The organism is Polaromonas sp. AET17H-212 (genome assembly GCF_002379085.1).
In the GTDB taxonomy this organism is placed as follows: domain Bacteria; phylum Pseudomonadota; class Gammaproteobacteria; order Burkholderiales; family Burkholderiaceae_C; genus Polaromonas.
This window is the reverse complement of the sequence record NZ_NBZW01000001.1, coordinates 440,193-466,033: the sequence shown is the minus strand read 5'-3', so window position 1 is coordinate 466,033 and position 25,841 is coordinate 440,193. Positions and strand designations below refer to the sequence as shown.

The following is a 25,841-nucleotide window of genomic DNA, read 5'->3' as shown; positions in this document are numbered from 1 at the left end:
GGGCCTCATTGCAGTTGCAGCGGCACACCGGGTGTTGGCGCGCTGGCATCATCGGGATGACGGCTCAGGTGGCGCTCGGACGGGCTGCGGCGGCGCAGCTTGTCGAGCAGGATGTAGACCACCGGCGTGGTCAGCAGCGTGAGCAGCTGGCTGGCAATCAGGCCGCCGATGATGGAGATGCCCAGTGGCCGGCGCAGCTCGGCACCCTCGCCAAAACCGATGGCCAGCGGCAACGCGCCCAGGATGGCCGCCAGCGTGGTCATCAGGATGGGCCGGAAGCGCAGCAGGCAGGCCTCGCGCACCGCTTCGACGGCCGACAGGCCGCGCGAGCGCTCGGCCTCGATCGCGAAGTCGATGATCAGGATGGCATTTTTCTTGACGATGCCGATCAGCAGAAAGACACCAACCAGCGCGATGATGGAAAACTCCATCTTGAACAGCATCAGCGCGAGCACCGCACCCACGCCGGCCGAGGGCAGGGTGGACAGCACCGTGATCGGGTGCACCAGGCTTTCGTACAGGATGCCCAGCACGATGTAGATCACGATCAGCGCCGCCAGGATCAGCAGGGGCTGCTCGTTTTGCGATTGCTGGGCACTGAGCGCCGTCCCTGAAAAACTGCCGCGCACGTTGATGGGCAGACGAATCTCGGCTTCGGCCTGTTTGACGGCGTCCTGGGCCTGGCTGAGCGGGATGCCCTCGGCCAGGTTGAAGGACACCGTGGTCGAAAGCTCGCCGTCTTCATGGCTGATCGATGCCGCCGTCGGGTTTTCGCTGAAGCTCGCAATTGCTGAGAGCGGCACCATGGTGGTCACCGCTGCGCTCAGCGCCTGGCCCGAGGAGGGGTCGCGCAGCGCCGGGTTGACCACGCTGGTGCCGGCGGCCGGGGTTGCCGCGGCGAGGGTCGTGCCGCTGCCGCCTTTGGCGGGAACATAAATGTCTTTCAGCGATTCCGGGCTCTGGATGTAGCGCGGCGCCACACCCATGATGACCTTGTACTGGTTCAGGTCGGCATAAATGGTGGCGACCTGGCGCTGGCCGAAACCGTTGTACAGCGCGTTGTCCACGTCGCGTGAACTGATGCCCAGCCGCGCCGCGCTGTCCTTGTCCACGGTGACCATGGTCTCCACGCCGTTTTCCTGCTGGTCGGTGTCCACGTCGGTCAGCGCCGGCTGCAGCTTCATCTGCTCGGCCAGGCGCACCGCCCAGATTTTCAGGTCGTTGTTGTTGTCACTCTTCAGGGTGTACTGGTAGGTGGAGTTGCTGGCCCGCCCGCCGCCGCGCAGGTCCTGCACCGGGTTCAGAAACAGGGTGATGCCGGTGATCTGCGCCAGCTGCGGGCGCAGCCGCGCGATCACCGCCTGGCCCTTGTCCGTGCGCTGGCTCACCGGCTTGAGGTTGATGAACATGAAGCCGCCGCCGGCGCGCGAGCCGCCGGTAAAACCGACCACGGTATCGACCGCCGGGTCGGCCCGGATGATGTCCACCAGCGCCTTCAGCTTGCTCTGCATGGCCTGGAAGGAAATGCTGCGGTCCGCGCGTATGCCGCCGCTGATCTGCCCGGTGTCCTGCTGCGGGAAGTAGCCCTTGGGGATGGCGACGAACAGGTAGACATTGAGCGCAATGACGGCCAGCAGGCTCAGCATCACGATCACCCGGCTGGCCAGCGCCCAGTCGAGGCTGATCTCGTAGCCGCGGTGCAGGCGCCTGAACGCCGCCTCGAACCAGCGCGCCACCCGCCCGGGCGGCGTCGTGTGGGCGTCGGGCTTGAGCAGCCAGGCGCACATCATCGGCGTGGTGGTCAGCGAGATCAGCAGCGAGATCAGCACCGCCGCCGACAGCGTCACCGCAAACTCGCGGAACAGCCGGCCGGTTTGCCCGCCCATGAAGAGCAGCGGGATGAACACCGCCACCAGCGACAGGCTGATGGACAGCACCGTGAAACCCACCTCGCGCGCGCCCAGCAGCGCGGCCTTGAAGCGGTCCATGCCGGCCTCGATGTGCCGGCTGGTGTTTTCCAGCACCACGATGGCGTCGTCCACCACAAAACCGGTGGCCACCGTGAGCGCCATCAGGCTCAGGTTGTTCAGGCTGAAGCCCAGGAAATACATCACGCCGAAGGTGCCCAGCAGCGAGACCACGGTGGCCACGGCCGGAATCACGGTGGCGCGTGCGCTGCGCAAAAAGGCGCTGACCACCAGCACCACGAGTGCAATCGAGATCAGCAGCGTGATTTCGATCTCCTTGAGCGAGGCGCGTATCGAGTTGGTGCGGTCCGACGCGACCTGCAGCACCACGTCCTGCGGCAACTGGGCCTGCAGCTCGGGCAGCAGGGCGCGCACGCCGTCCACCGTGGCAATCACATTCGCATCGGGCTGGCGCGTGACCAGCACGATCACGGCCGGCTCGCCATTGAACAGGCCCAGGGTGTTGATGTTCTCCACACCGTCCACCACCTCGGCCACGTCACGCAGGCGGATCGCCGCATTGTTGCGCCAGGCCACCACCAGGTCGCGGTAGTCCGCCGCCTTGCGCCCGCCGCTGGCCGTGCTGGCGCCCGAGTAGATCTGCAGGCGCTGGCCGTTGCCTTCAATCGCCCCCTTGGGCCGGTTGGCGTTGGACGCCTGCAGGGCGGCACGCACGTCTTCCATGCTGACGCCGTAGCGGTTCAGCGCAAACGGCAGCAGGTCCACCCGCACGGCCGGCAACGAACCGCCGCCGAGTTCGACATCACCGACGCCCGGCACCTGGGCGATTTTCTGCTGCACCAGGTTGGAGACTTCGTCGTAGATCTGGCCGGGCGCGCGGGTTTTGGAGGTCAGCGCCAGGATGATGACCGGCGCTGCGGCCGGGTTCGCCTTGCGGTAGGTCGGGTTGCTGCGCAAGGTGGCGGGCAGGTCCACACGCGAGGCGTTGATGGCGGCCTGCACCTCGCGCGCCGCGGCGTCGATCTTGCGGTTCAGGTCGAACTGCAGGCTGATGCGGGTCGAGCCCGTGCCGCTGCTGGACGTCATTTCGTTGACCCCCGCGATCGTGCCCAGGCGCCGCTCCAGCGGTGTCGCCACGCTGCTGGCCATGGTGGACGGGCTGGCGCCGGGCAGCGAGGCATTGACCGAAATCGTCGGGAAGTCCACCTGCGGCAGGGGCGAGACCGGCAGCACGAAAAACGCACCTATGCCGGCGAGGGCCAGGCCTATGGTCAGCAGCACCGTGGCTACCGGGCGGCGGACGAAGGGTTCGGAGAGGTTCATCTCTTCGTCTCCGCTGTTCGCTGCTTCGGTTGTACGGGTTGCGCCTGTTGGCCGGGGGTTGCCCGGCGGCAAGTAACTTTCTTTTGCGTCGCCAAAAGAAAGTCACCAAAGAAAAGGCGACCCGACAGTCCGGGTCCCTTCGCTTCGCTGCGGGCAACCTGCGGTGCTCGGCAAAAGCGGGGTCTCGCTCGAACTCGCCTGCGGCTCAGACAATCGCGAGCCCTGATCCGCTTTTGCCTGCGCTCCTCGGCCCAGCCTGACGGGTGGGGGAATAAATTCCAGTTCGGGGAGGCGAGGACGCGCAAAGCGCGTCCTCGCCGGAGCCCGATTCCGAATCCGAACCCGCTCCCGAACCCACCACCCTTCTGGCAGCGCCGAGGAGCGCAGGGCCAGACGGACGAGGACGGGCGATTGCCTGAGCGTAGCGAGTTCGAGCCCGGCCCCGGCTGGACCGAGCACCGCAGGTTGCCCCGGAGCGCAGCGCAGGGGACGCAGACAGCAGGGTCGCCTTTTCTTTGCTTACTTTCTTTTGGCGAGACAAAAGAAAGTGAGTTGCCGCCGGGCAACCCCCGGCTAGCGGGCAAACCTCCAACGCAGGAAGGGAAGACGGCTCCGACAGGCTCTGCCCGAACGATGCTGGGAGAGCGCCACCATGGATCCCGGATCAAGTCCGGGATGACAAACTGCGGGGGGAGGGGGTTCACACGGAACCCCTCCGCCCAAACCTCTGCCCCATCCTGTCAAACGCCAGATAAATCACCGGCGTCGTGAACAGCGTGAGCACCTGGCTGACGATCAGGCCGCCGAAAATGGCCAGGCCCAGCGGCCGGCGCAACTCTGCCCCTTCGCCCCAGCCCAGCATCAGCGGCACGGCGGCAAACAGTGCGGCCAGGGTGGTCATGAGGATGGGCCGGAAGCGCAGCAGTGCGGCCTGGTGAATCGCGTCCTGCGGCGACTTGCCTTCGCTGCGTTCGGCGTCGATGGCGAAGTCGATCATCATGATCGCGTTCTTTTTCACGATGCCGATCAGGAGAATGATGCCGATGATGCCGATCACCCCGAGGTCGGAGCCGCTGATCATCAGGGCCAGCAGCGCGCCGACGCCGGCCGAAGGCAGGGTCGAGAGAATCGTCAGCGGGTGGATATAACTTTCATACAACACGCCGAGCACGATGTAGACGCAAATCACCGCCGCCAGGATCAGCCACAACTGGCTGGACAGCGAGGTCTGGTAGGCGCCAGCCGCGCCGAGAAAGGTCAGCGTCACGCTGCCGGGCAGGGCGATGTCTTTGGCCGCCTGCTTGACCTCACCCACCGCCTTGCCGAGCGACACGCCCGGTGCCGTGTCGAAACCCAGCGTTGTCGCCGGGTACTGGGCCACGCGGGTGATCTGCAGCGGAGCGGGCTGCTCGGTGATGGTGGCGATGCTGGCCAGCGGGGTGGTGACGCCGGAGCCGGTTTTGAGCGGCAGGCTGCCCAGCGCGGCCGCGGTCATCAGGGGGTCGGGCCGGGCCTCGAGGATCACACGGTACTGGTTGGTCTCGGTGAAAATGGTCGAGACGATGCGCTGGCCAAAAGCGCTGTACAGCGCGTCGTCAATCGCCGAGGTCGTCACGCCGACGCGCGAGGCGGTGTCGCGGTCCACCGAGATGTAGGCCGAGGCACCGGTGGCGCCGGCGTCCGAGGCGATGTTGCGCAGGGCCGGCAACGCCTGCATGCGCTGCGCCAGCCTGTTGGCCCACAGCGCCACCGTGGCCGTGTCCGAACCTTCCAGCGACACACGGAACTGCGTCGGGCCGGTTTCGGCGTCGATGGTCAGGTCCTGCGTGGGCTGCAGGTACATGGTGACGCCGGCCACCGCGCCGGCGCGGCGTTGCAGCCGGTCCATGGTGTCCTGCTGGCTGCTGCTGCGTGCGCGCTTGAGGTTGATCAGCATGCGGCCGGTGTGCAGCATGGTGTTGTTGGCCGCATCCACGCCGATGAAGGAACTCAGGGTGTCCACATCGGGGTCTTCCAGGATGGCCTTGGCCGCCGCCTGCTGCAGCTCGGCCATGCGTGCATAAGACACCGATTGGGAGGTCTCGATGCGCGCCTGCAACTGGCCGGTGTCCTGGGTCGGGAACAGGCCTTTGGGAATCAGCACATACAGCAGCACGGTCAGCAGCAGCGTGGCCAGCGCCACGATCAGGGTCAGGCCCTGGCGCCTGAGCACCCAGGTCAGCGACTGGTCGTAACGCGTGATCACGCCGTCAAAAAATTTCTGCAGTTTCGCGCTGGTCGGGCTGCCGCCGGTTTCCGGTTCATGCCTGAGCCATCTGGCCGACATCATGGGCACCAGCGTCAGTGACACCACCGCCGAGATCAGGATGGTGATGGCCAGCGTGACCGCGAACTCGCGGAACAGCCGGCCGACCACGTCGCCCATGAACAGCAGCGGAATCAGCACGGCGATCAGCGAGACCGTCAGCGAGATGATGGTGAAGCCGATCTGCTGCGCGCCCTTGAGCGCGGCGGCCATGGGCGTCTCGCCTTTTTCGATGTAGCGCGAGATGTTTTCTATCATCACGATCGCGTCGTCGACCACAAAACCGGTGGCAATCGTCAGCGCCATCAGGCTCAGGTTGTTCAGGCTGTAGCCCAGCAAATACATGGCGCCGCAGGTGCCGATCAGCGAGATCGGCACGGCCAGGCTGGCAATCACGGTGGCGCGGAGGTTGCGCAAAAACGCAAAAATCACCAGCACCACCATCACCACGGCCAGCAGCAACTCGATCTCCACATGCAGCACCGAGGCGCGTATGCCGGTGGTGCGGTCGCTCAGTACATCGACCTTCATGGCGGTCGGCAGGCCGGCCTGCAGCTCGGGCAGGCGGGCCTTGATCGCGTCCACGGTGGCAATCACGTTGGCGCCGGGCTGGCGCTGCACGTTCAGGATGATGGCCGGTTTCAGACCCGACCAGGCGCCGAGCTTGACGTTTTCGGCGCTGTCGACGACCTGCGCCACATCGGCCACACGCACCGCTGCGCCGTTGCGAAAGGCAATGACCAGGTTCTTGTACTCGCTGGCTGCCAGCAACTGGTCGTTGGAGTTGATGGAGTACGAACGTGTCGGCCCGTCGATGCTGCCCTTGGCGCCGTTGGCATTGGCCGCCGCAATCGCGGTGCGCAGCGAATCGAGGCCGAGGCCGTAAGAGGCCAGGGCGCGCGTGTCCGCCTGGATGCGCACGGCGGGCCGCTGGCCGCCGCTGAGCGAGACCAGGCCGACGCCGCTGACCTGGCTGATCTTCAGCGCGAGGCGGGTGTTGACGATGTTCTGCACCTCGGTGAGCGGCAGGCTGTCGGAGGTGATCGCCAGCGTGAGCACCGGCGCGTCGGCCGGGTTGACCTTGGCATACACCGGCGGCGCCGGCAGGTCGGCCGGCAGCAGCGAGCCGCCGGCATTGATGGCCGCTTGCACCTGCTGCTCGGCCACGTCCAGGCTCAGGCCCAGGCCGAACTGCAAGGTGACGATGGAGACGCCCGCCGCACTGGTGGAACTCAGGCGCTGCAGCCCGGCCATCTGGCCGAACTGGCGCTCCAGCGGCGCCGTCACGGTCTGCGCCATGACCTCGGGGCTGGCGCCGGGGTACAGCGTCTGCACCTGGATGGTCGGGTAGTCCACCTGCGGCAGGGCCGACAGCGGCAAAAATTTGAAACCGACCAGGCCGGCCAGCACGATGGCCACCATTAGCAGCGCGGTGGCAACCGGCCGCTGAATGAAAGGACTGGACGGGCTCATGCGGGCAGTTGCCTGGAGGCTGTCATTGCGCCGGCGCCTGCGCGCCCTGGCGCCGCCGTTCCATGATCTGCTGCCAGCGCGCCAGTGCGGCCGGCTCGCCGCGGTCGATTTGCGCCAGCAGGGCCTGGCGCCGCGCCAGCGCCTCCGGGTCGTCCTTCACCTGGTCGAGGAATCGCTGGCGCTGCTGCGCGGAAGGCGGGGTGGCCGCTATGGCCGGCGTTTGCGCGGCCACGGCGGGGGCGCCGGCCGGTGCAGAGGCACTGGCTTGCGGCGTGGCAGCGCCGGCGGGTGCACTGGCGTCGCCGCGCGGGGCCGACGCCGCGCCCTGGGGCCGGCGCCCGCCCGCGGCGCGACCGCCGCCGCCCGGTGCGTCGCCCGGCAGCACCACGCGGGCGCCGTCCTTGAGCCTGTCGGCACCCTCGGTGATGACGCGTTCGCCCACCTGCAGGCCGGAGGCGATCACGATCTTGTCCACCGTGGCCGGTCCGCGCTTGACGGGGCGCAGGCTCACGGTGCGCTCGGCGTTGAGCACATACACATAGTCGCCGCTGCTGCCGAGGCGCACGGCGGTCACCGGCACCACCACGGCGTTGTCGATGGTGCGGACCAGCAACTGCACATTGACAAACTGACTCGGGAACAGCGTGAGCTGGCTGTTGGCAAAACGCGCCTTGGCCTTGACCGTGCCAGTGGTAGTGTCGATCTGGTTGTCGAGCGAGGCAAACACGCCGGTGTCCAGCGTGGCCGCGCGGGTGCGGTCGAGCGCGGTGACCTTCATCACGCTGCCGGCACTGACGGCCTGCTGCAATTCGCCGACCTGGTCCTGTGGAATGGAAAACACCACGTCAATCGGGGTGACCTGGGTGATCAGGGCAATGCCGTTGGCATCGCTGGGACTCACCACATTGCCCACGTCCACGGCGCGCAGGCCGACGCGGCCGCTGACCGGCGCGACCACCCGGGTATAGCTCAGGTTCAGGCGGGCCGCGCCTTCGTTGGCCTTGTCAATCACGACTGTGCCCTCGAGCTGCTTGACCAGCGCGGCCTGGGAGTCGACCTCCTGGCGGGCAATCGAGTCCTGGCCCAAGAGGGTCCTGAAACGCTGCAGCGTGACACGTGCGCTGTCGAGCTGGGCCTCGTCGCGCTGGCGCTGGCCGCTGGCCTGCTGCAGGGCGAGTTCAAACTGGCGCGGGTCGATGGTGGCCATGAGTTCGCCGGCGCGCAGCATCTGGCCTTCCTTGAACAGCACTTTCTGCAGCACACCCGAGACCTGCGGACGCACCTTGACCGTGGCTTGCGGTGTGACCGTGCCCAGGGCGTCCAGAAGGATAGGAATGCTGGCCCGCTCGGCGGTGGCCACGCCGACCGTGGTGGCCGGCGGGCCGCGGCGGGCGCCGCCGCCGGGGGCGGCGGTGCTGCTGTCTGTGGCGGGATGGGTCAGGTGCCAGGCGAGCCAGCCGGTGCCGGCCAGCGCGATCACCGCGATGGCGCTGCCAATCAGGATGGCGCGGCGGCTCGGGCGTTTGCGGGGGAGGGTCTCGGGGCCGGCGGCCGGCGCCTCAGATTTTGGGTCCATCAGCTGTCCTTGTTGCCCACCGCACCAGCGGTCTGGCGCGGCACTTTTTTTGTGTTTGATGGGGGTTGTCACCAGCGGCGCCTTGGCACTGCCAGCGTGTATTTTTCAGCTCGCCAAAGAATTATCACTGCAAGGCTTCACACGCAGGTGTAGCGCCGGAAAGGGCTGCGTAAATGTCCGGTAAAGAGCAGCGGCCCGGCACGCACCCTGGCGGAAAGCGCCGGCGGCGACTGTCTGTTGGTGTACATTGCTCTGTTTTTGATAGCTGTTGGCGATGTACCTGTCTGGGCTGGAGGCCGTTTTGCTGTATAACTTCGGAGAGGGTGTTGCGGTCGGGGCGCGGACCCGCTGCTTAGAATCGCCGTATCCACTTTTCCACAGGGCACCTCCCCATGACCGATATCGCCGCTTCCGGCTTGCGCATCAGCCGCGCGGACTACCGCGACCCCGCACACGCCGATACGCTGGTCTTTCTGCTCGACGCCTATGCGCGGGACCCGGCCGGCGGCGGTCAGCCCCTGAGCGAGTTCGCCAAAACCCACCTGGTGGCGGAACTGGCCGCGCGGCCCCAGGCGTTCAGCGTGCTGGCCTTCGACGGCACCCAGCCGGTCGGGCTGGTCAACTGCATCGAGGGGTTTTCAACCTTCGCCTGCCGGCCGCTGGTCAACGTGCACGACGTGGTGGTGCTGGCCAGCCACCGCGGCCGGCGTGTCGGCGAGCAGCTGCTGGCGCTGGTCGAAGCCATCGCCCGCGAGCGCGGTGCCTGCAAACTCACGCTGGAGGTGCTGCAGGGCAATGCGCCCGCCATCAAGTTATATGAGCGCATCGGTTTTGCCGGCTACCAGCTCGACCCGTCCCTGGGTCAGGCGCAGTTCCTGCAGAAGTGGCTGGCCTGAGGGCGCGCTGAATCAGGCGGGCCGGACCTGTGCCACGCGCGGGCCCTGCAGCAGCATCAAGGCCGCCAGGCCAAGACCGCCCAGCGCGGCGGAGAACCACAGCGCGCCCGCGCCGAAGCGGTCAATCGCCAGGCCAAACAGCCAGGGCGACAGGGCCTGCGCAAAACGCGCCGGCACCATCAGCAGGCCCTGGCGCGCGCCGTAGTCCTTTGCGCCGAACAGCGCCAGCGGCAGCGTGCCCTTGGCAATCGTCAGCACGCCGTTGCCGGCACCGTGCAGCATTGTGAACACAGCCCCCGCCGGCACGCCGACAAACAGGAACACCAGGGCGCCCAGCGTGTGCATGGCCCCGGCGACGCGCGCCGACACCAGCGGATGGATGTTGCGCAGCAGTCCATATTCGAGCAGCCGCCCGGCCACCTGAGCCGGGCCGACCAGCCCGGCAAACACCAGCGCCGTGGCCAGCGGCACGCCGTGGACCTGCAGCAGGCGCGGCAGGTGCGCGGCCATGGCGGTGCTGATGAACCAGGTCACGGCGAACACAAAGGCCAGCAGCGCCGCGGTGCGTGCCGAGCTCTGCGCAGCTTCGGGCGCTGGTGCGGGTGCGATGGCCGTGGTTGCCGGCGCCACCGGCACGGCGGCCGGCGATGGGGGTGACGCAGGCGATGCAGGTAGCATCCAGTTCAGCGGCAGCGCCACCAGCAGATGCAGGCCGGCCCACACCCCGCAGGCGGCACGCCAGCCCCATTCGAGTTCCAGCCAGGCCGACAGCGGCCAGCCCACGGTGCTGGCAAAACCGGCCAGCAGTGTGATGCCGGTGATGGCTCCGCGCGCGTCCTTGCCATACAGGTGCACCAGCGTGGCAAAGGCGGCTTCATACAGGCCGGCGGCCATGGCCACGCCCAGAACGGCCCAGGCCACAAACAGGCCGACCGGCCCCTGCGCCAGGGCCAGGGCGGCGAGCCCGGCGGCAAAGATGAAGCTGGCGGCGGCCAGCACCGGCCGGCCGCCATACCGGTCAATCGTCTTGCCGGCGAAGGGGCCGAGCAGGGCGGACACCACCAGCGCCAGCGAAAACCCGAGGAACACCGTCGGCACACCGACACCGAGGTCGCGCGCCATCGAATTCGCCAGCATGGCCGGCAGGTAATAACTGGACGCCCAGGCCAGGGTCTGGGCAATGCCGAGGCTGGCGACGGTGAGGGTACGAGAGGGGCGCATCAGCCGCCGGCAGCAGATGCCGAGGGATGCGCCGGGTGTGAAACGGTCACGCGCTCAAACCCAGGCGAAGGGCCAGCGCGGCCAGCGTGAGCAGCAGCACCGGCACGGTCAGCACGATGCCGACCTTGAAGTAGTAGCCCCAAGTGATTTTCATGCCCTTGCGTTCCAGCACATGCAGCCACAGCAGGGTTGCCAATGAGCCGATGGGCGTGATTTTAGGACCGAGGTCGCTGCCGATCACATTGGCATAAATCATGGCGTCCCTGACAACGCCGGTCGCGTGGGTGGCATCGATGGAGAGCGCTCCGACCAGCACCGTCGGCATGTTGTTCATCACCGAGGACAGCAGCGCGGTCAGCAGGCCGGTGCCCAGCGCCGCGCCCCAGATGCCGCCTTCGGCAAAATAATCGAGCAGGCGGGTAATGGACGCGGTCAGGCCCTGGTTGCGCAAACCGTACACCACCAAGTACATGCCCAGCGAGAACACCACAATCTGCCAGGGCGCCTCGCGCAGCACCTTGCGTGTGCTGATGATGTGGCCGCGCGCCGCCACGCCCAGCAGCAGCAGCGCCCCGGCGGCGGCCGTCGCGCTGACCGGCACGCCCAGCGGCTCCAGGCCGAAGAAGCCGACCAGCAGCAGCGCCAGCACCACCCAGCCCATGCGGAAGGTGGCCGCATCGCGAATCGCCGCATTCGGCTGTTTGAGCTGGGTTGCGTCATAGTGCGCAGGAATGCTCTTGCGAAAGTAAAGCAGCAGCATGGCCAGCGCGGACGCCACCGCGACAACATTTACTGGAATCATCACGGCGGCATAGTCGTTGAAGCCGATGTTGAAGAAGTCGGCCGACACGATGTTGACCAGGTTGGAGACCACCAGCGGCAAGCTGGCCACGTCGGCAATAAAACCGGCCGCCATCACAAAGGCGAGTGTGGCCGCCGGCGTGAAGCCCAGTGCCACCAGCATGGCCATGACGATGGGCGTGAGGATCAGCGCCGCGCCGTCGTTGGCAAACAGCGCCGCGACCGCGGCGCCCAGCAGGATGATCAATGCGAACAGCCTCTTGCCGCGCCCGCCGCCCCAGCGCGCCACATGCAGCGCTGCCCATTCAAAAAAACCGGCTTCGTCGAGCAGCAGGCTGATGATGATCACGGCGATGAAGGTGGCGGTCGCGTTCCAGACGATGTGCCAGACGGTCGGTATGTCGCTGAGCTGAACAACGCCCAGTACCAAAGCCAGCACGGCGCCGAACATGGCGCTCCAGCCAATGCCGAGCCCGCGTGGTTGCCAGATGACCAGAACAAGAGTGGCGACAAATATCAGCAGGGCGACGAGCATATTGTTTTGATTTTTTGGATGAAGGGCGGCGAGACTTCAGGCAGAGGGGGTCATGAATGCGCCAGGTCCCGTGCGGCTTGCTGCACCACGGCGCGCTCGAGTTTTTCCGGCGGCAGGTTGATCAGCAGATCGATGCGGCGGCGTATCGCCAGCAGGGTCCTGCGGAAGGCCTCGCGTTTTTTGGCCTCATCACCCTCGACCTCCGACGGATCGGCATAACCCCAGTGCGCGGTGGCGGGCTGGCCGGGCCAGTAGGGGCAGACCTCGCCGGCGGCGTTGTCGCAGACGGTGATCACCAGATCCATGTGCGGTGCATCGGCAGCGGCAAACTCGTCCCAGCTCTTGCTGCGCAGGCCTTCGGTCGGAATGCCTGCGTTCTTGAGCGCCTGCAGGCCCAGCGGGTTGGGCTGCTGGTTGTCGCGTGGGCTGCTGCCGGCCGAAAAGGCCCGGAAGCGCCCTTTGCCGAGGTGGTTCAGTGTGGCTTCGGCCAGAATGCTGCGGGCCGAGTTGTGGGTGCACAGAAACAGGACGTTGACGGGTCGCTCAGACATGCAGGTTCTCCGGGGCGATGGCGAGGGGTTGAGGTGTTTTGATGAAACGGGCCAAAGGGCCCGGTTGCTCGGGCCAGCGCTACAAGTCCGTGCGGGCTGCGTTTGGCCTGTCCTGAATTTGTCAAAGGGTCGAAGCCTCCTGGCTTTGAGGCGCGCCTTCGACAAGCTCAGGGCGAACGGTCAGGCGAACAGTGTTGGGCTCTAGAGGCAGCACCACCACCGGTGAAAAGCCGCCCCCGGCGGTGCGGAAGTTGGTGGTCTGGCCGGTGTAGGTGCGCGCCGCCAGCAGCTGCACCTGGCCGCGGTAGGTGTAGGCGCGCAGGTCCAGCTTCAGGCGCGTCGCCACACCATCGACATCGACCAGCCTTTCACTGGGCGGCACCAGCGCCTGGGCGATGAAACCGCCCGCAGTGATGTGGACCCAGACACTTTTTGTGAGTTTGTCGCCGCGGTAGGCGGCCTTGGCGCCGAAACCTCCCGCGGGTTTGAAGAAGAGCTGGCGGCGGCGTGCCCATAGATCGTCCGCATGGTCGGCGGTAACGAGTTCGGTGTGCGGAACCACCGCCTGCAGCAGGCGCCGGTCGTCGGCCGACACGCCCCAGGAGGCCAGCAGCGCATCGTCGCCGAGGGTGATCAGGTTGCGCTTGTCGGCGTACAGCGCGTGCGCACGCGGGTGCGGCGTGACAACCGCCGCGCCCGCCATATAGGCGCTGCGCAGGGCGGCATGGGCCGGCTCGGCCAGGCTGAAGTCGGTCAGGCGGTTGTAGACCAGATCAACGGCCACGCCGGCAGGCAGGGCCGGGTGCCACAAGGCGCCGTCTTTCCATGACAGTTCACGCGCATCACCCACGGCAGCGGTGATGCCGTGCGCGAGGAACAACTGCCGTGCCAGGGTGAATTCAGGCGCCAGGTACTGGGACTCCGGTGCATCGTCGGTGATCAGCACGCTGCGCAGCGGCTGCGCGCCGCGCTGGGCCTGCCACTCGGCGCGGAACATGGCGATAAAGGTTTCATCCAGCCGCGTCAGGTCGCTGGCCGCATCCATCAGTCCTTGCATGGGTTCGCAGCAGTCGCGGTGCGCACGTGCCAGCGCGGCGTTGAGCAGCGCGCCGCCGGCGTTGGTGTTGATTTCGATCAGGCGCGGGCCATCGGCGCCCAGGTGAAAGTCATAGGCCATGAAGACGCCGGCGGGGCCGAAATCATGGCGGGCAATGTCGGGCGCACGGGCCAGCGCCGCTTGCTGGTAGGCGGGCAGGGCGATCACGCCTTCGATGGCAGCAATCGCCTGGCCCAGCGTGGCGCGGATGGCCGGGTCCAGAAACACCGCCGTCTCGGAGAACAGGTGCGGATGGGTGGTGGCCAGAGCGGCCAGCATGCCCTGCAGGCTGGGGTCGGTTTCCAGCTGCTGGCGCAGGCGCTCGGGGTTCAGGGTGCGGCACAGGCAACCCAGATTGAGGGTCTCGGCAAGGTTCATGGTCAGCAGTTCACGCCGCAGCTTTCGCCCTGGCAACAGTGTTCGGTCAGGTAGCCCAGCAGGGCGGTCATCTGCTCGAAGTTGGCGCGGTAAATCAGGTTGCGGCCGCGTGGCTCGCTGCTGACCAAGCCGGAATGCGCGAGTTCTTTCAGGTGGAAAGACAAGGCGCTGGGCGCAACGTCCAGCAGTTCGGCGATGGCCCCCGGTGTCAGCCCGTCGGGGCCGGCCACCACCAGGGCGCGAAAGGTGCGCAGGCGCTGAGCCTGTGCCAGCGCGGCCAGTGCGCGCACCGCAGCAACTTCGTCAAAGGTTTTTATTTCCATAGTTCAAATATAATTGAACAATTGAATTGAGGCAATCACTCGAGCAATCAAACAAGGAAAAAAGATATGGCCGACATCACGATTTACCACAACCCCCAGTGCAGCACCTCGCGCAACACGCTGGCGCTGATACGCAACAGCGGGGCCGAGCCCGAAGTCGTCGAGTACATCAACACCCCGCCCAGCCGCGAGACTTTGGCCCGGTTGGCGGCCCAGACCGGGCAGCCGCTGCGTGCGCTGATCCGCAGCAAGGAAAAGCGCTACGCCGAACTCCAGCTCGACAACCCGGCGCTGACCGACGAGCAACTGCTGGACGCCATGCTGGCCCACCCGATCCTGATCAACCGCCCCATCGTTGTGACGCCGCTGGGCACGCGCCTGTGCCGGCCGTCCGAAGCGGTGCTCGACATCCTGCCTGCGCCGCAGCAGGGCGCTTTCACCAAGGAAGACGGCGAGCAGGTCATCAATGACAAAGGGGAACGTGTTGCCGGTGCTTGACGACCTGCCCAACCTCGACCCAAGCCTGTTCGCGCTGCCCACGACCAGCGCACTGCAGGCGTTTCGGCCGTCCGCGCATGCGCCGCGCATCCTGCTGCTGTATGGCTCGGTGCGTGAGCGCGCCTACAGCCGCCTCCTCAGCGAGGAAGCCGCCCGTCTGCTGCAGGCCATGGGCGCCGAAACCAACACCTTTGACCCGAGTGGTCTGCCGCTGCCCGACGACGCACCCGACAGCCACCCCAAGGTGCAAGAGCTGCGGCAACTCGCGCAGTGGGCCGAGGGCATGGTCTGGACATCACCCGAACGGCACGGCGCCATGACCGGCATCATGAAGTCGCAGATCGACTGGATTCCGCTGGCGCAGGGCGCGGTGCGTCCGACCCAGGGCAAGACGCTGGCGCTGATGCAGGTCAGCGGCGGCTCGCAGTCCTTCAACGCGGTGAACCAGCTGCGCGTGCTGGGCCGCTGGATGCGCATGCTGACGATTCCGAACCAGTCCTCCGTCGCCAAGGCTTTCCTGGAGTTCGACGAAGCCGGGCGCATGAAGCCGTCCGCCTATTACGACCGCGTGGTCGATGTGATGGAAGAGCTGGTGAAGTTGACGTTGCTCACGCGTGATGTGGCGCCTTATCTGGTGGACCGGTACAGCGAGCGCAAGGAGAGTGCCGAGGCGCTGGCACAAAGGGTGAATCAGCGGAGTTTGTGAGCTATATGAATCAAATAGGCCTCCAGCCCTTTAGGGTCTGGCGCACGCAGCTATTGTATTGATAGCATCTTGCTTGCTTGCCAGCCAGTGACCGTGACGCCGGCGATGCCGGAGGGTTCGCCCTGGTGTGGAGAGGCTTGTAGCCCAAGCCTGAATGGGTCCTCGGTCGCGGGCGATTCGACAACCCGCTGCGTAGAATGCGGCGATATTCAATGGAGGAGCTACTTATGCGGGAAAAATTTCGGGCCGTGGCCCTGGTGTTCGCTGTCGCGCTGGGAGCCATGTTGGCGATGACGGGCTGCGCTGGCGCCCGCCTGACCTCGAAGCCAGAAGCAGTAGGGCAACTCAAGCTGACATCGGCGAAAGTTCAGTGGGAAACGTTCCACGATGTGAAGTTGCGCTATCCAAAGGCCTTCGGCGCGGAATACGCCCGCAAGGAGGTCGCCCCTGTGCTCGACGCTTTCCTCAAGAAGGGACCGGGGAAGATAGAAAAATTGCTCGCTGAAAGCGGAGTTCCCAAGGGAAACGACTTTACTCTCGAACTGACACCCAAGACGTTCACCTATAACAGTGCGGGGGCCAAACATTTCGAAATCGCGGTAGTGATTCGCGCGGCTTCCGGCCACACGCGCGGCTGGATTTCGGTTGCTACGAATGGCTCTGACTACGCGGATCCCGACGCGTTTGTTGACTCCTTCGCGAAAATCCTGGTCAGCGAGATGAAGACAGCGGGCTGGTATTGACGTCCTTCCTCAGCCCCGACGGGCGGGCGCGGAACGTCGGCAGAACGGCCTGGATCCCGACCATCATCCCGAAGGTGTTGGTTTCGAACACCTTGCGCACGGTGGCCATAGGCTTCCATCGATGATGACAAGCAACCCGCTACCGTTCGCCCTGAGTCTGTCGAAGAACCCTTCGTCAAGCTCAGGACAGGCTTCCACAGGCTCCGCCTGAACGATGCGGCGTCGTCAGCTACGACACCATCAATGATGAACAGGATCGGCATCCAGCCCTTGCGCTGAAAACGCAAGCAGCTATCTATTCCATAGCAATCAGAGCCGGCCAACGGCTGTCATCAAACTGCCATCAAACCGACATGAACACGTCACCGCGCGCTTCCAGAATCACCGCATCAGCTAAAAACACGATGGAGAGTGATTCATGGGTCAGGGATTCGGCAAGGATTACGAGCAGGGTGAAGGCGTCAACACGACGTCCAACCCCTTCATTCATGAAGTAGACGGCGGGCGCCGCCATGTGCTGCGTTGCACGACGGCGGCGGTGGCGCTGCTGATGGGTTCGCACACGCTCACGGCCAACGCCGCCACGGCGGCCAAGGGCAAACCGCTTGGTTTTACCGGGGTGCCGGTGTCCAGCGCCGATACGCTGGTGGTGCCACCTGAATACGATGCGCAGGTGCTTTACCGCTGGGGTGACGCGACCGGCATGGCCGGATCGGCGGCGCCGGCCTTCAGTGCCGATGCGTCCAACAGCTGGCAGGAGCAGTTGCTGCAGTCGGGCATGCACCACGATGGCATGGAGTATTTCCCGCTGGACAAGAACCCGCGCCACGGCCTGCTCGCCATCAACCACGAATACACCGACGACGGCCTGCTGCATAGCGATGGCATGAAGACCTGGAGCGCCGACAAGGTGCGCAAGTCGCAGGCGGCGCACGGCGTCAGCGTGATCGAGGTGGTGGAACGCGCCGGTGTCTGGCGCGTGATGCCCAACTCGCGTTACGCGCGCCGCGTCACCGGCAACACACCCATGCTGTTCAGTGGCCCGGCCGCCGGACACGCGCTGCTGAAAACTTCGGCCGACCCGGCCGGCCTGCGGCCGCTGGGCACGCTGAACAACTGCGCCGCCGGCCAGACGCCGTGGGGTACCTTTCTGACCTGCGAGGAAAACTGGAACGGTTACTTCTCGGCGCAAGACAAGCCGACCCCGGACGAGGCACGTTACGGCCTGCGCGCCAAGGGCTTTGGTTACCGCTGGCACGAGTTTGACGAGCGTTTTGACGCGGCCAAACACCCCAACGAGCCGCACCGCTTTGGCTGGGTGGTGGAAATCGACCCGCAGGACCCGACACAGACCCCGATCAAACGCACGGCGCTGGGCCGCATCAAACATGAGGGGGCCACGACAACCTTGAGCCGCGATGGCCGCGCGGTGGTCTACATGGGCGACGACGAACGGTTTGAGTACATCTACAAGTTTGTCAGCCGCGACAAGGTCAAGCCGGGCGGCTACCGCGCCAACCAGGAAATTCTGGACCACGGCACGCTGTATGTGGCGCGCTTTGATGCACAGGGTTACGGCCGCTGGCTGCCGCTGGTGCATGGCGAAGACGGTTTGAATGCCGCCGCCGGCTTTGCCAGCCAGGCCGAGGTGCTGATCAAGTGCCGCCAGGCTGCCGATGCCGTGGGCGCCACCAGGATGGACCGCCCCGAGTGGGTGGCGGTGCACCCCAACACCGGCGAGGTGTTTGTCACGCTGACCAACAACAGCAGCCGCGGCAAGGACGGTCGCATGGCCGATGCGGCCAACCCGCGCAATGACAACATCATGGGCCACATCATCCGCTGGCGCGAAGGCAAGGGACGTCAGGACAGCGCGGTCAGCCGGCTCGACGGCGACGCCAGCGCCACCGAGTTCCGCTGGATGCACTTTGCGCTGGCCGGCGACCCGAATGCCGGCAAGGCCGAATACCGCGGCACCATCAAGGGCGACATGTACGGCAGCCCCGACGGCCTGCAGTTCGATGCCGGTGGCCTGCTCTGGATACAGACCGACATCTCGACCTCGGCCATGCACAAGGACGCCTACCAGGGCATGGGCAACAACATGATGCTGTGCGCCGACCCGGTGACCGGCGAGACCAAACGCTTTTTGACCGGCCCGGCCGGCAGCGAGATCACCGGGATCACTTTCACGCCGGACCGCCGCGCGGTGTTCATCAACATCCAGCATCCGGGCGAGACCGCCAGCGAGCGCAGCGACCCGGCCCAGCCGAAAGCAGTGAGCCATTGGCCGGACGGCCCGACAGGCGGGCGGCCGCGCTCGGCCACCGTCGTCATCCGACGCAAGGATGGCGGCGTCGTCGGTACCTAGTGTCCATGCATCAACAGCCCCGCTCTCCGGGGCTTTTTTACAGCAATTTTTGAGTGTCGCGTGTCGAGAGTCGAGAGTCATTTGCGAGAAGACAACCAGGAGTCACCATGAAAGAACTGCCCAATCCCACCTTTGCATTGTCGCCAGTCGCAATGCCACGGGGGTCACTTCATCAAAGCTCTCATGCTGCCGATCCGGTCGCTGTTCAAGGGGCTGCGCCGGGAAAAATCCAGGTAAGCTGGGCCCGGCACCAGGACGAGGTCCGGCAAGCGCAGCGGCTGAGGTACCAGGTCTTTGCGCTGGAGATGGGGGCGACGCTGCCCAGCACGCTGCCGGGCCACGACATCGACCTGTTCGACGATTTCTGTGAACACCTGCTGGTGCGCGACGAAGCCAGCCAGGAAGTCATAGGCACCTACCGCGTGCTCACGCCGACCCAGGCCAAACGCGTGGGCAGCACCTACAGCGACACCGAGTTCGACCTGACGCGTCTGCGCGCCCTGCGCGAACGCATGGTCGAGCTGGGCCGCAGCTGTGTGCATGCCGAGCATCGCCACGGCGGTGTGATTCTGGCCCTGTGGGGTGCGCTGGCCGAGTTCATGGCGCGCAACCAGCTCGACACCATGATTGGCTGCGCCAGCATTCCGATGCAGCACAGCGGCCACCCGGAATACGGCAGCGGGCATGCCGCGGCCAGCATCTGGCGCCAGGTCCGGCAAAGCCACCTCGCATCCATCGAATACCACGTGACGCCGCGCCTGGCCCTGCCGGTCGAGCAGCTCGACGACTCGCTGGACGTTGAGCCGCCCGCGCTGATCAAGGGTTACCTGCGCCTGGGCGCCAAAGTGCTGGGCGCACCGGCCTGGGACCCGGACTTCAATTCGGCCGACCTGCCCATGATGATGCGCATTGCCGACCTGCCGCCGCGGTATCGCAAGCATTTTTCCGTGCGGGGGGACTGATGCGCACGCTGTTCGACAAGCTCGGCGCGCTCAACCCGGGTCTCCCACCGGGTGAGGAGGATGCGCATGACGAGGCCGCGCTGCGCAAGCGCTACCGCAGCATCTTCATCTCCGACCTGCACCTGGGCACGCCCGGCTGCCAGGCCGCGGCGCTGCTGGACTTCCTCCGGGCGCACCCCAGCGACTACCTTTACCTGGTGGGCGACATCGTGGACGGCTGGCAACTGCGGCGCAAATGGTACTGGCCGCAGTCGCACAACGACGTGGTGCAAAAGCTGCTGCGGCGCGCACGCAAGGGCTGCCGGATTGTCTACGTGCCCGGCAACCACGATGAGTTTGCGCGTGAATTCATTGGCCACCAATTCGGCGGCATCGAGGTCATCGAAGAAGCGGTCCACGTCACGGCCGATGGCCGCCGGCTGTGGATCGTCCACGGCGACTATTTCGACGCCGTTGTTCAGTGCGCCCGCTGGCTGGCTTATGTGGGCGACAACCTTTATGAATTCACGCTCAAGCTCAACCGCCACCTCAACAGCCTGCGCGCGCGCATGGGCCTGCCGTACTGGTCGCTCTCGGCCTACCTCAAACACAAGGTCAAGAGCGCGCTGAACTATGTCACCGACTTTGAAGTCGCGGTGGCCAACGAGGCGCGCCGGCGCGGCCACCAGGGGGTGGTTTGCGGCCACATCCACCGCGCCGAGATGCGCGACATCAACGGCGTGCTGTATTGCAACGACGGCGACTGGGTCGAAAGCCGCACCGCGCTGGTGGAGCACTACGACGGCAAGCTGGAGCTGCTGCACTGGGCGCCCACCCACGAAACGCAGGGCCGCGGCCAGGTGGCGGGCACGGTGGCCGCATGAAGATTGCCCTGGTTACCGACGCCTGGCAGCCGCAGGTCAACGGCGTGGTCACCACGCTGGTGGAGCTGGTGCGTGAGCTGCAGGCCCTGGGGCACACGGTCGAAGTCATCCATCCCGGCCTGTTCCGGACGCGGCCCTGCCCGGGTTATGCCGGCATCGACCTGGCCGTGCGCCCCAAGGCCTTGCTGACCGCCCGGCTCGATGCGTTTGCACCCGAGGCCATCCACATCGCGACCGAAGGCCCGCTCGGCTGGGCGGCGCGCAACTACTGCCGCAAGCGGGGCCTGCGTTTCACCACCGCGTTCCACACCAAGTTCCCGGAAATCCTTCATGCCGCGCTGAAAATACCGCTGTCCTGGGGTTATGCGCTGTTCCGTCATTTTCACAAGGCCTCCGCCGGGGTCATGGTTCCCACCCACGGCGTGTTGCGCATGCTGGAGCAGCGCGGTTTTCGCCAGCTGCGCAGCTGGACGCATGGGGTGGACACAGCCTTGTTCCCGTTTCATCCCGAGGCGCGGCTTTGCCCCCGCATGGGCACCCTGGTGCGGCCGGTGTCGCTGTTTGTCGGCCGCGTGTCGTATGAGAAAAACATCGAGGCTTTCCTGGCACTGGATATTCCGGGGACCAAGGTGGTCTGCGGTGTTGGGCCGCTGGAGGCGTCGCTCAAGGAGCGTTTTCCGCAGGTGCGCTGGCTCGGTGTGCTACCGCGGGACGAACTGGCCAAGGTGTACGCTGCCGCCGATGTGTTTGTTTTCCCCAGCCGGTCGGAAACCTTTGGCCTGGTGATGCTCGAGGCCATGGCCAGCGGAACCCCGGTGGCGGCTTACCCGGTCGACGGCCCGCTGGAGGTGCTGGGCAAGCCCGACGGCAGCCGCCACGGTGGTGTACTGGATGAGGACCTGAAGCGCGCCTGTTACAGCGCGATGGCGGTGCCGCGCCATGAGGCCCGCGCCCGTTCGCTGGACTTCAGCTGGGCGCATGCTGCCCAGCTGTTCGAAGGGTACCTGGTGCCGGTACGTGGCCAGGCCCCCGGTTCCCTTGCGGCGGCGCAAGCGGCAGCCTGAAACATTTGTCATGATGTTGTCACGCTTCTGTCATCAAATCCGCGCACACTGACAAGTCAGATTCATGACAATTACCAGTTCGGATCGAATGTTTCAAAATTCTGCCAATTCGCCCTCGGCTGCAAGCGCACCTGCTGCGGCTGCAGCGGTCCAGTTTCTGGACCGGGATCACAGCATCCTGGCGTTCAATGAGCGGGTGCTGGACTGGGCCAGGCGGCCCGACGTGCCGCTGCTGGAGCGGCTGCGCTTCCTGTGCATTGTTTCTTCCAACCTGGACGAGTTTTTCGAGGTGCGCGCGGCGCTGCACCTGACGGCTGCGCTCAATCAGGAGCAGAAGGCCCCTTACTCGACCGAGTCTTTCAAGGCACTGTCTGCCGCCGCCCACGACATGGTGGCGCGCCAGTACGCGCTGTACAACGACGAGTTGATGCCCGAGTTCGCGAAGCAGGGCATACGGATTGTTTCCCACGGTGACCGCAATGCGGCGCAGCGCCGCTGGGTCAAGGCCTACTTCGAACGCGAGGTCAGGCCGCTGTTGATCCCGGTCGGGCTGGACCCCTCGCACCCGTTTCCGCAGGTGGCCAACAAGTCCCTCAATTTCATCGTCAGGCTGGGCGGCAAGGACGCTTTCGGACGCCAGAACGACATTGCGATAGTCAAGGTGCCGCGGGTATTGCCGCGGCTGATCCACATGCCCGACAAGGGCTCGCAGAAAAAGCTGCTGTTTGTCTCGCTGTCGAGCATCATCCGGGCGCACCTGGCCGACCTGTTTCCGGGCCGCGAGGTGGGGGAATTTTCGCAGTTTCGCCTGACGCGCCATTCCGACCTGGCGGTGGATGAGGATGACGTGAAAAACCTGCGCACCGCACTGCGTCTGGGCCTGGAGCAGCGTCACTACGGGCAGGCCGTGCGGCTGGAGGTGTCGGCCGGCTGTTCCAAATACCTGGCGGATTTTCTGCTGGGTCAGTTCAGCCTGCCTGCAGAAGCGCTGTACCGGGTGCAAGGCCCGGTCAACCTGGTGCGCCTGACCCAGCTGGTGGACCTGGTCAATGACCCGAAGCTGCTTTTTCCGCCCTACAAGGCCTGTTACCCGACACAGCTGGTGCCGGGGCAGTCGTTTTTCGAGCGGCTCAAGCAGGGCGACGTGACCATCCACCAGCCCTTCGAGAGTTTCAACGGCGTGCTCGATTTCCTGCGCGAGGCGGTGAACGACCCTCAGGTGCTGGCCATCCGGCAGACCATTTACCGCACCGGGCCCGACTCTGAACTGATGGTCCTGCTGCGCGAGGCGGTGCGGCGCGGCAAGGAGGTCACGGTGGTGCTTGAGCTCAAGGCGCGCTTTGACGAGGAGGCCAACATCAACTGGGCCGAGATGCTGGAGTCGATCGGGGCGCAGGTGGTTTATGGCGTGGTCGGGCTCAAGACCCACGCCAAGATGCTGCTGGTGACGCGGCGTGAAGGCCGGCACCTGGTGCGTTACGCCCATCTCTCCACCGGCAACTACAACCCGACCACCGCGCGCCTGTACACCGATGTGAGTTACCTGACCGGCGACCCGGAGTTGACCGCGGAGATCGACAGCGTCTTCGGGCATCTGGCCAGCCAGAGCAAGCTGCCCCGGTTGCAGCGCCTGCTGGTCGCGCCGTTTCAGCTGCACCGCAGGCTGATCGAGAAAATCGATGCCCTGGCGGAAGCCGCAGCCCTCGGCAAGGACACGCGCCTGGTGGCCAAGATGAACGCCCTGACCGACGAGGGCCTGATGCTGGCCCTGGTCAGGGCCGGGCAGTGCGGCGTGAAAATCGACCTGGTGGTGCGCGGCGCCTGCATGCTGCCGGCCGGCGTTCCGGGGGTGACGGACAACATCCGCGTGCGTTCCATCATCGGCCGCTTCCTGGAGCATTCACGCGTGTTCTATTTCCGTTGTGACGGGGAGGAAACCCTGTACCTGTCCAGCGCCGACTGGATGAACCGCAACATGCTGCGGCGCGTCGAGCTGGCCTGGTCGGTGACCGATCCCGTGCTGCGCCAGCGCATCATTGACGAGTGCCTGGTCGCCTACCTGCATGACAGCCTGGATGCCTGGGATCTGCAGCCCGATGGAAGCTACCTGCGCGCCGGTGCATCGCCGCAGGGCGAGCAGCACGGTGCGCAGGCCGCGCTGATGGCCCGTTACTCGGCCGCCGGCGCCGCGGTGCACGGATAGGCCGCCATGGACCTGCTCCTGTGGCGTCATGCAGAGGCTGAAGAGGTGCCTGCTGAAGCACAAAGCGGGAGCGACCTCGAGCGTTCATTAACGCCGCGAGGCGAGAAGCAGGCGGCCCGCATGGCGGCCTGGCTGGACCGGCAGTTGCCGGAGCGGGCGCGCATCCTCGTGAGTCCCGCGCGCCGCTGCGAGCAGACGGCGCTGGCGCTGGGGCGCAAGTACAAGATCCGTGCAGAACTCGGGCCTGACGCGCCGCTGTCGCAATTGCTGGAACTGGTGCAATGGCCGGTCAACAAGCTGCCGATTCTGGTGATCGGCCATCAGCCGACGCTGGGGCAAACCATCGCTCAATTGCTGGGTTTGCAGGAAAGTGACTGCGCGGTGAAGAAGGGGGCGCTCTGGTGGCTGCGCACGCGTGAGCGCGAAGGGGGCTTGCAGACCGTGGTGGTCACGGTGCAATCACCGGAACTTCTTTGAACCGGTTGAACCCGTATGGAAAATCAGGCGCCCACCAGCACCACCGTCCACGGCATTTTTTGCCAGGCCAGGACTTCTTCGCGCAACAGGTGCGCTGACTGGGGGAAGGCCTCGGCCCAGCCCGGTCGGCAGACCAGCGAAAACTGCCGGTTACCGGCGCTGGTGATCTGCATGCCTTTGACGTCGGGGTCGCGGCGCGCGTGGCACAGGATCACCGCCAGCCGCAGGCAGAGCAGTTGCAGCACAAAAATCTCGTCCTCGAAATCGGCTTCCAGCTTGCGCAGCTTGCCGCGGTGACCCAGCACCAGCAGGCTCAGGCGGTGCAGTTCCTGCAGGGTGAAGCCCGGTGCATCGGCGTTGTCCAGGATGTAGGCGCCGTGCTTGTGGTAATCGCTGTGCGAGATGTGGCTGCCGATTTCATGCAGCAGGGCGGCCCAGTCGAGCTTGCGCTGGAAGCGCCCCAGTTCGGCCGGTGACAGGCCGGTGCTGGCCTGCGCGAAGAGCGCGCGGGCGACCTTGCTCACGCGCTGGGCCTGCGCGGTGTCGATGTCGAACTTGTGGGTCAGCCGCTGCACGCTGGTCGAGCGCAGGTCGGTGGTTTCCTCCTCGCGGTCCAGCAGGTCGTACAGCACGCCGTGGCGCAGGGCGCCCTGGGCGGTTTGCATCTGCTCGATGCCCATCAGCTCGAACACGGCGCGCAGCACGCTGACGCCGCCGCCGATCACGGCACGCCGGTCGTCCTTCATGCCCTCGAGTTTGAGGCGCTCTGCGCTCTGGGCCTTGAGCAGGCGTTCCAGCAACCAGTCCAGCCCTTCGCGCGTGACCAGGCCCTGGGGCCAGCCCCCGGCCATCAGCACGTCGCTGACAGCACCGACCGTGCCCGACGAGCCGTAGGCCACGTCCCAGCCGCCGCGGTAGAGGTTGACGGCTTCGTCCAGCACCGCCTTGGCCGCCACCTCGGCCGTCTGGAAGGCCCGGGCCGTGAACTGGCCATCGGGAAAATACTTCATCGACCAGCCCACGCTGCCGACGCGGTAGGACTCCATGGTCACCGCGTCCAGGCCCTTGCCCAGGATCATCTCGGTGGACCGGCCCCCGATGTCCACGACCAGGCGGCGTTCGCCGGACTGGGGCAGCAGGTGCGCCACACCCTGGTAGATCAGGCGGGCTTCCTCGCGCCCGGAGATCACGTCGATCGGAAAGCCCAGCACCTTGTGGGCGCGCTGCAGGAACACGTCGCGGTTGCGGGCCTCGCGCAGGGTCTGGGTGGCGACGGCCCGCACTTCCCCCTTCCTGAAACCGGCCAGGCGCTCGCCAAACCGCGCCAGGCAGTCCCAGCCGCGCTGCATGGCTTCCGGCGTGAGGTTGCGCTCCTCATCCAGGCCGTTGCCCTGGCGGACGGTTTCCTTGAGGTATTCGGTACGGTGGATCTGGCCGTGATCGAGGCGGCCTATTTCGAGGCGATAGCTGTTGGACCCGAGGTCCACGGCAGCCAGGCGGGTTCCATTTTGCATGTGTGAGCGTCTGAGAGGAGGCTCAGCATAGCAC

The 25,841-nt window shown here is 65.9% G+C and carries 19 protein-coding genes; 10 read left to right on the top strand and 9 right to left on the bottom strand.

The genetic code is table 11. From position 1 onward, the window contains the following. Positions 1-5: 5 nt before the first annotated feature. From B7G53_RS02130 to B7G53_RS02120, 3 genes are all read right to left on the bottom strand, one after another. On the bottom strand, positions 6-3,251 hold the full coding sequence (locus B7G53_RS02130) for an efflux RND transporter permease subunit (RefSeq protein ID WP_096662770.1): 3,246 nt from the start codon (positions 3,249-3,251) through the stop codon (positions 6-8). Positions 3,252-3,951: 700 nt separating this feature from the next. Continuing rightward, complete coding sequence (locus tag B7G53_RS02125) at positions 3,952-7,029, bottom strand: efflux RND transporter permease subunit (RefSeq protein WP_096662768.1); 3,078 nt, start codon at positions 7,027-7,029, stop codon at positions 3,952-3,954. Positions 7,030-7,051: 22 nt separating this feature from the next. Beyond that, the gene (locus B7G53_RS02120; RefSeq protein ID WP_096662765.1) at positions 7,052-8,605 is read right to left on the bottom strand and encodes an efflux RND transporter periplasmic adaptor subunit; all 1,554 of its coding nucleotides are present in this window, start codon (positions 8,603-8,605) and stop codon (positions 7,052-7,054) included. A gap of 392 nt (positions 8,606-8,997) precedes the next feature. Between B7G53_RS02120 and B7G53_RS02115 the strand changes: the two genes are divergently transcribed. Beyond that, a complete protein-coding gene (locus B7G53_RS02115; protein WP_096662762.1) occupies positions 8,998-9,501 on the top strand; it encodes a GNAT family N-acetyltransferase in 504 nt (167 codons plus the stop codon). Positions 9,502-9,513: 12 nt separating this feature from the next. Here B7G53_RS02115 and B7G53_RS02110 read toward each other — a convergent pair whose 3' ends face one another. From B7G53_RS02110 to B7G53_RS02090, 5 genes are all read right to left on the bottom strand, one after another. Then, positions 9,514-10,722 (bottom strand): MFS transporter, encoded by a 1,209-nt coding sequence (locus B7G53_RS02110; protein WP_176491254.1) that lies wholly within the window; start codon positions 10,720-10,722, stop codon positions 9,514-9,516. 46 nt (positions 10,723-10,768) lie between these two features. Then, positions 10,769-12,058 (bottom strand): arsenic transporter, encoded by a 1,290-nt coding sequence (locus B7G53_RS02105; RefSeq protein ID WP_096662757.1) that lies wholly within the window; start codon positions 12,056-12,058, stop codon positions 10,769-10,771. A gap of 50 nt (positions 12,059-12,108) precedes the next feature. Then, entirely contained in the window at positions 12,109-12,609 is a 501-nt protein-coding gene (locus B7G53_RS02100) for an arsenate reductase ArsC (protein WP_096662754.1), read from the bottom strand. 121 nt (positions 12,610-12,730) lie between these two features. After that, on the bottom strand, positions 12,731-14,083 hold the full coding sequence (locus B7G53_RS02095) for a hypothetical protein (RefSeq protein WP_255249880.1): 1,353 nt from the start codon (positions 14,081-14,083) through the stop codon (positions 12,731-12,733). A 2-nt stretch (positions 14,084-14,085) separates the two neighbouring features. Beyond that, positions 14,086-14,406, bottom strand: coding sequence for an ArsR/SmtB family transcription factor (locus B7G53_RS02090; protein ID WP_096662751.1), 321 nt, complete (start codon positions 14,404-14,406; stop codon positions 14,086-14,088). A 66-nt stretch (positions 14,407-14,472) separates the two neighbouring features. Here B7G53_RS02090 and arsC point away from each other — a divergent pair, with 66 nt between their 5' ends. From arsC to B7G53_RS02040, 9 genes are all read left to right on the top strand, one after another. Further along, positions 14,473-14,904 (top strand): arsenate reductase (glutaredoxin), encoded by a 432-nt coding sequence (gene arsC / locus B7G53_RS02085; RefSeq protein ID WP_096662748.1) that lies wholly within the window; start codon positions 14,473-14,475, stop codon positions 14,902-14,904. Beyond that, complete coding sequence (gene arsH / locus B7G53_RS02080) at positions 14,873-15,610, top strand: arsenical resistance protein ArsH (RefSeq protein ID WP_141396274.1); 738 nt, start codon at positions 14,873-14,875, stop codon at positions 15,608-15,610. Before arsC ends, arsH begins: the two co-directional genes overlap by 32 nt. A gap of 227 nt (positions 15,611-15,837) precedes the next feature. After that, entirely contained in the window at positions 15,838-16,353 is a 516-nt protein-coding gene (locus tag B7G53_RS02075; protein ID WP_141396273.1) for a hypothetical protein, read from the top strand. 418 nt (positions 16,354-16,771) lie between these two features. Next, the gene (locus B7G53_RS02065; RefSeq protein ID WP_096662739.1) at positions 16,772-18,724 is read left to right on the top strand and encodes a PhoX family protein; all 1,953 of its coding nucleotides are present in this window, start codon (positions 16,772-16,774) and stop codon (positions 18,722-18,724) included. Positions 18,725-18,831: 107 nt separating this feature from the next. Then, on the top strand, positions 18,832-19,686 hold the full coding sequence (locus B7G53_RS02060) for a GNAT family N-acetyltransferase (RefSeq protein WP_096662734.1): 855 nt from the start codon (positions 18,832-18,834) through the stop codon (positions 19,684-19,686). Next, on the top strand, positions 19,686-20,549 hold the full coding sequence (locus tag B7G53_RS02055) for a UDP-2,3-diacylglucosamine diphosphatase (protein ID WP_096662731.1): 864 nt from the start codon (positions 19,686-19,688) through the stop codon (positions 20,547-20,549). The genes B7G53_RS02060 and B7G53_RS02055 overlap by 1 nt, the downstream gene beginning before the upstream one ends. Further along, the gene (locus B7G53_RS02050) at positions 20,546-21,613 is read left to right on the top strand and encodes a glycosyltransferase family 4 protein (protein ID WP_096662729.1); all 1,068 of its coding nucleotides are present in this window, start codon (positions 20,546-20,548) and stop codon (positions 21,611-21,613) included. Before B7G53_RS02055 ends, B7G53_RS02050 begins: the two co-directional genes overlap by 4 nt. 88 nt (positions 21,614-21,701) lie before the next feature. After that, positions 21,702-23,816 (top strand): polyphosphate kinase 1, encoded by a 2,115-nt coding sequence (gene ppk1 / locus B7G53_RS02045; protein WP_096662726.1) that lies wholly within the window; start codon positions 21,702-21,704, stop codon positions 23,814-23,816. Positions 23,817-23,822: 6 nt separating this feature from the next. Further along, on the top strand, positions 23,823-24,293 hold the full coding sequence (locus B7G53_RS02040) for a SixA phosphatase family protein (protein ID WP_096662723.1): 471 nt from the start codon (positions 23,823-23,825) through the stop codon (positions 24,291-24,293). Between the two features lie 23 nt (positions 24,294-24,316). Here B7G53_RS02040 and ppx read toward each other — a convergent pair whose 3' ends face one another. Next, entirely contained in the window at positions 24,317-25,807 is a 1,491-nt protein-coding gene (ppx, locus tag B7G53_RS02035) for an exopolyphosphatase (RefSeq protein ID WP_096662720.1), read from the bottom strand. Positions 25,808-25,841: the final 34 nt, after the last annotated feature.

Bases quoted from the DNA above. Each gene is read 5' to 3' on its own strand.
- ppk1 (WP_096662726.1), top strand. From the start codon at position 21,702: ATGTTTCAAAATTCTGCCAATTCGCCCTCGGCTGCAAGCGCACCTGCT.
- arsC (WP_096662748.1), top strand. From the start codon at position 14,473: ATGGCCGACATCACGATTTACCACAACCCCCAGTGCAGCACCTCGCGC.
- B7G53_RS02115 (WP_096662762.1), top strand. From the start codon at position 8,998: ATGACCGATATCGCCGCTTCCGGCTTGCGCATCAGCCGCGCGGACTAC.
- B7G53_RS02075 (WP_141396273.1), top strand. From the start codon at position 15,838: ATGCGGGAAAAATTTCGGGCCGTGGCCCTGGTGTTCGCTGTCGCGCTG.
- B7G53_RS02110 (WP_176491254.1), bottom strand. From the start codon at position 10,722: ATGCGCCCCTCTCGTACCCTCACCGTCGCCAGCCTCGGCATTGCCCAG.
- B7G53_RS02105 (WP_096662757.1), bottom strand. From the start codon at position 12,058: ATGCTCGTCGCCCTGCTGATATTTGTCGCCACTCTTGTTCTGGTCATC.
- B7G53_RS02120 (WP_096662765.1), bottom strand. From the start codon at position 8,605: ATGGACCCAAAATCTGAGGCGCCGGCCGCCGGCCCCGAGACCCTCCCC.
- B7G53_RS02095 (WP_255249880.1), bottom strand. From the start codon at position 14,083: ATGAACCTTGCCGAGACCCTCAATCTGGGTTGCCTGTGCCGCACCCTG.
- B7G53_RS02050 (WP_096662729.1), top strand. From the start codon at position 20,546: ATGAAGATTGCCCTGGTTACCGACGCCTGGCAGCCGCAGGTCAACGGC.
- ppx (WP_096662720.1), bottom strand. From the start codon at position 25,807: ATGCAAAATGGAACCCGCCTGGCTGCCGTGGACCTCGGGTCCAACAGC.
- arsH (WP_141396274.1), top strand. From the start codon at position 14,873: ATGACAAAGGGGAACGTGTTGCCGGTGCTTGACGACCTGCCCAACCTC.
- B7G53_RS02065 (WP_096662739.1), top strand. From the start codon at position 16,772: ATGGGTCAGGGATTCGGCAAGGATTACGAGCAGGGTGAAGGCGTCAAC.
- B7G53_RS02040 (WP_096662723.1), top strand. From the start codon at position 23,823: ATGGACCTGCTCCTGTGGCGTCATGCAGAGGCTGAAGAGGTGCCTGCT.
- B7G53_RS02125 (WP_096662768.1), bottom strand. From the start codon at position 7,029: ATGAGCCCGTCCAGTCCTTTCATTCAGCGGCCGGTTGCCACCGCGCTG.
- B7G53_RS02060 (WP_096662734.1), top strand. From the start codon at position 18,832: ATGAAAGAACTGCCCAATCCCACCTTTGCATTGTCGCCAGTCGCAATG.
- B7G53_RS02100 (WP_096662754.1), bottom strand. From the start codon at position 12,609: ATGTCTGAGCGACCCGTCAACGTCCTGTTTCTGTGCACCCACAACTCG.
- B7G53_RS02090 (WP_096662751.1), bottom strand. From the start codon at position 14,406: ATGGAAATAAAAACCTTTGACGAAGTTGCTGCGGTGCGCGCACTGGCC.
- B7G53_RS02130 (WP_096662770.1), bottom strand. From the start codon at position 3,251: ATGAACCTCTCCGAACCCTTCGTCCGCCGCCCGGTAGCCACGGTGCTG.
- B7G53_RS02055 (WP_096662731.1), top strand. From the start codon at position 19,686: ATGCGCACGCTGTTCGACAAGCTCGGCGCGCTCAACCCGGGTCTCCCA.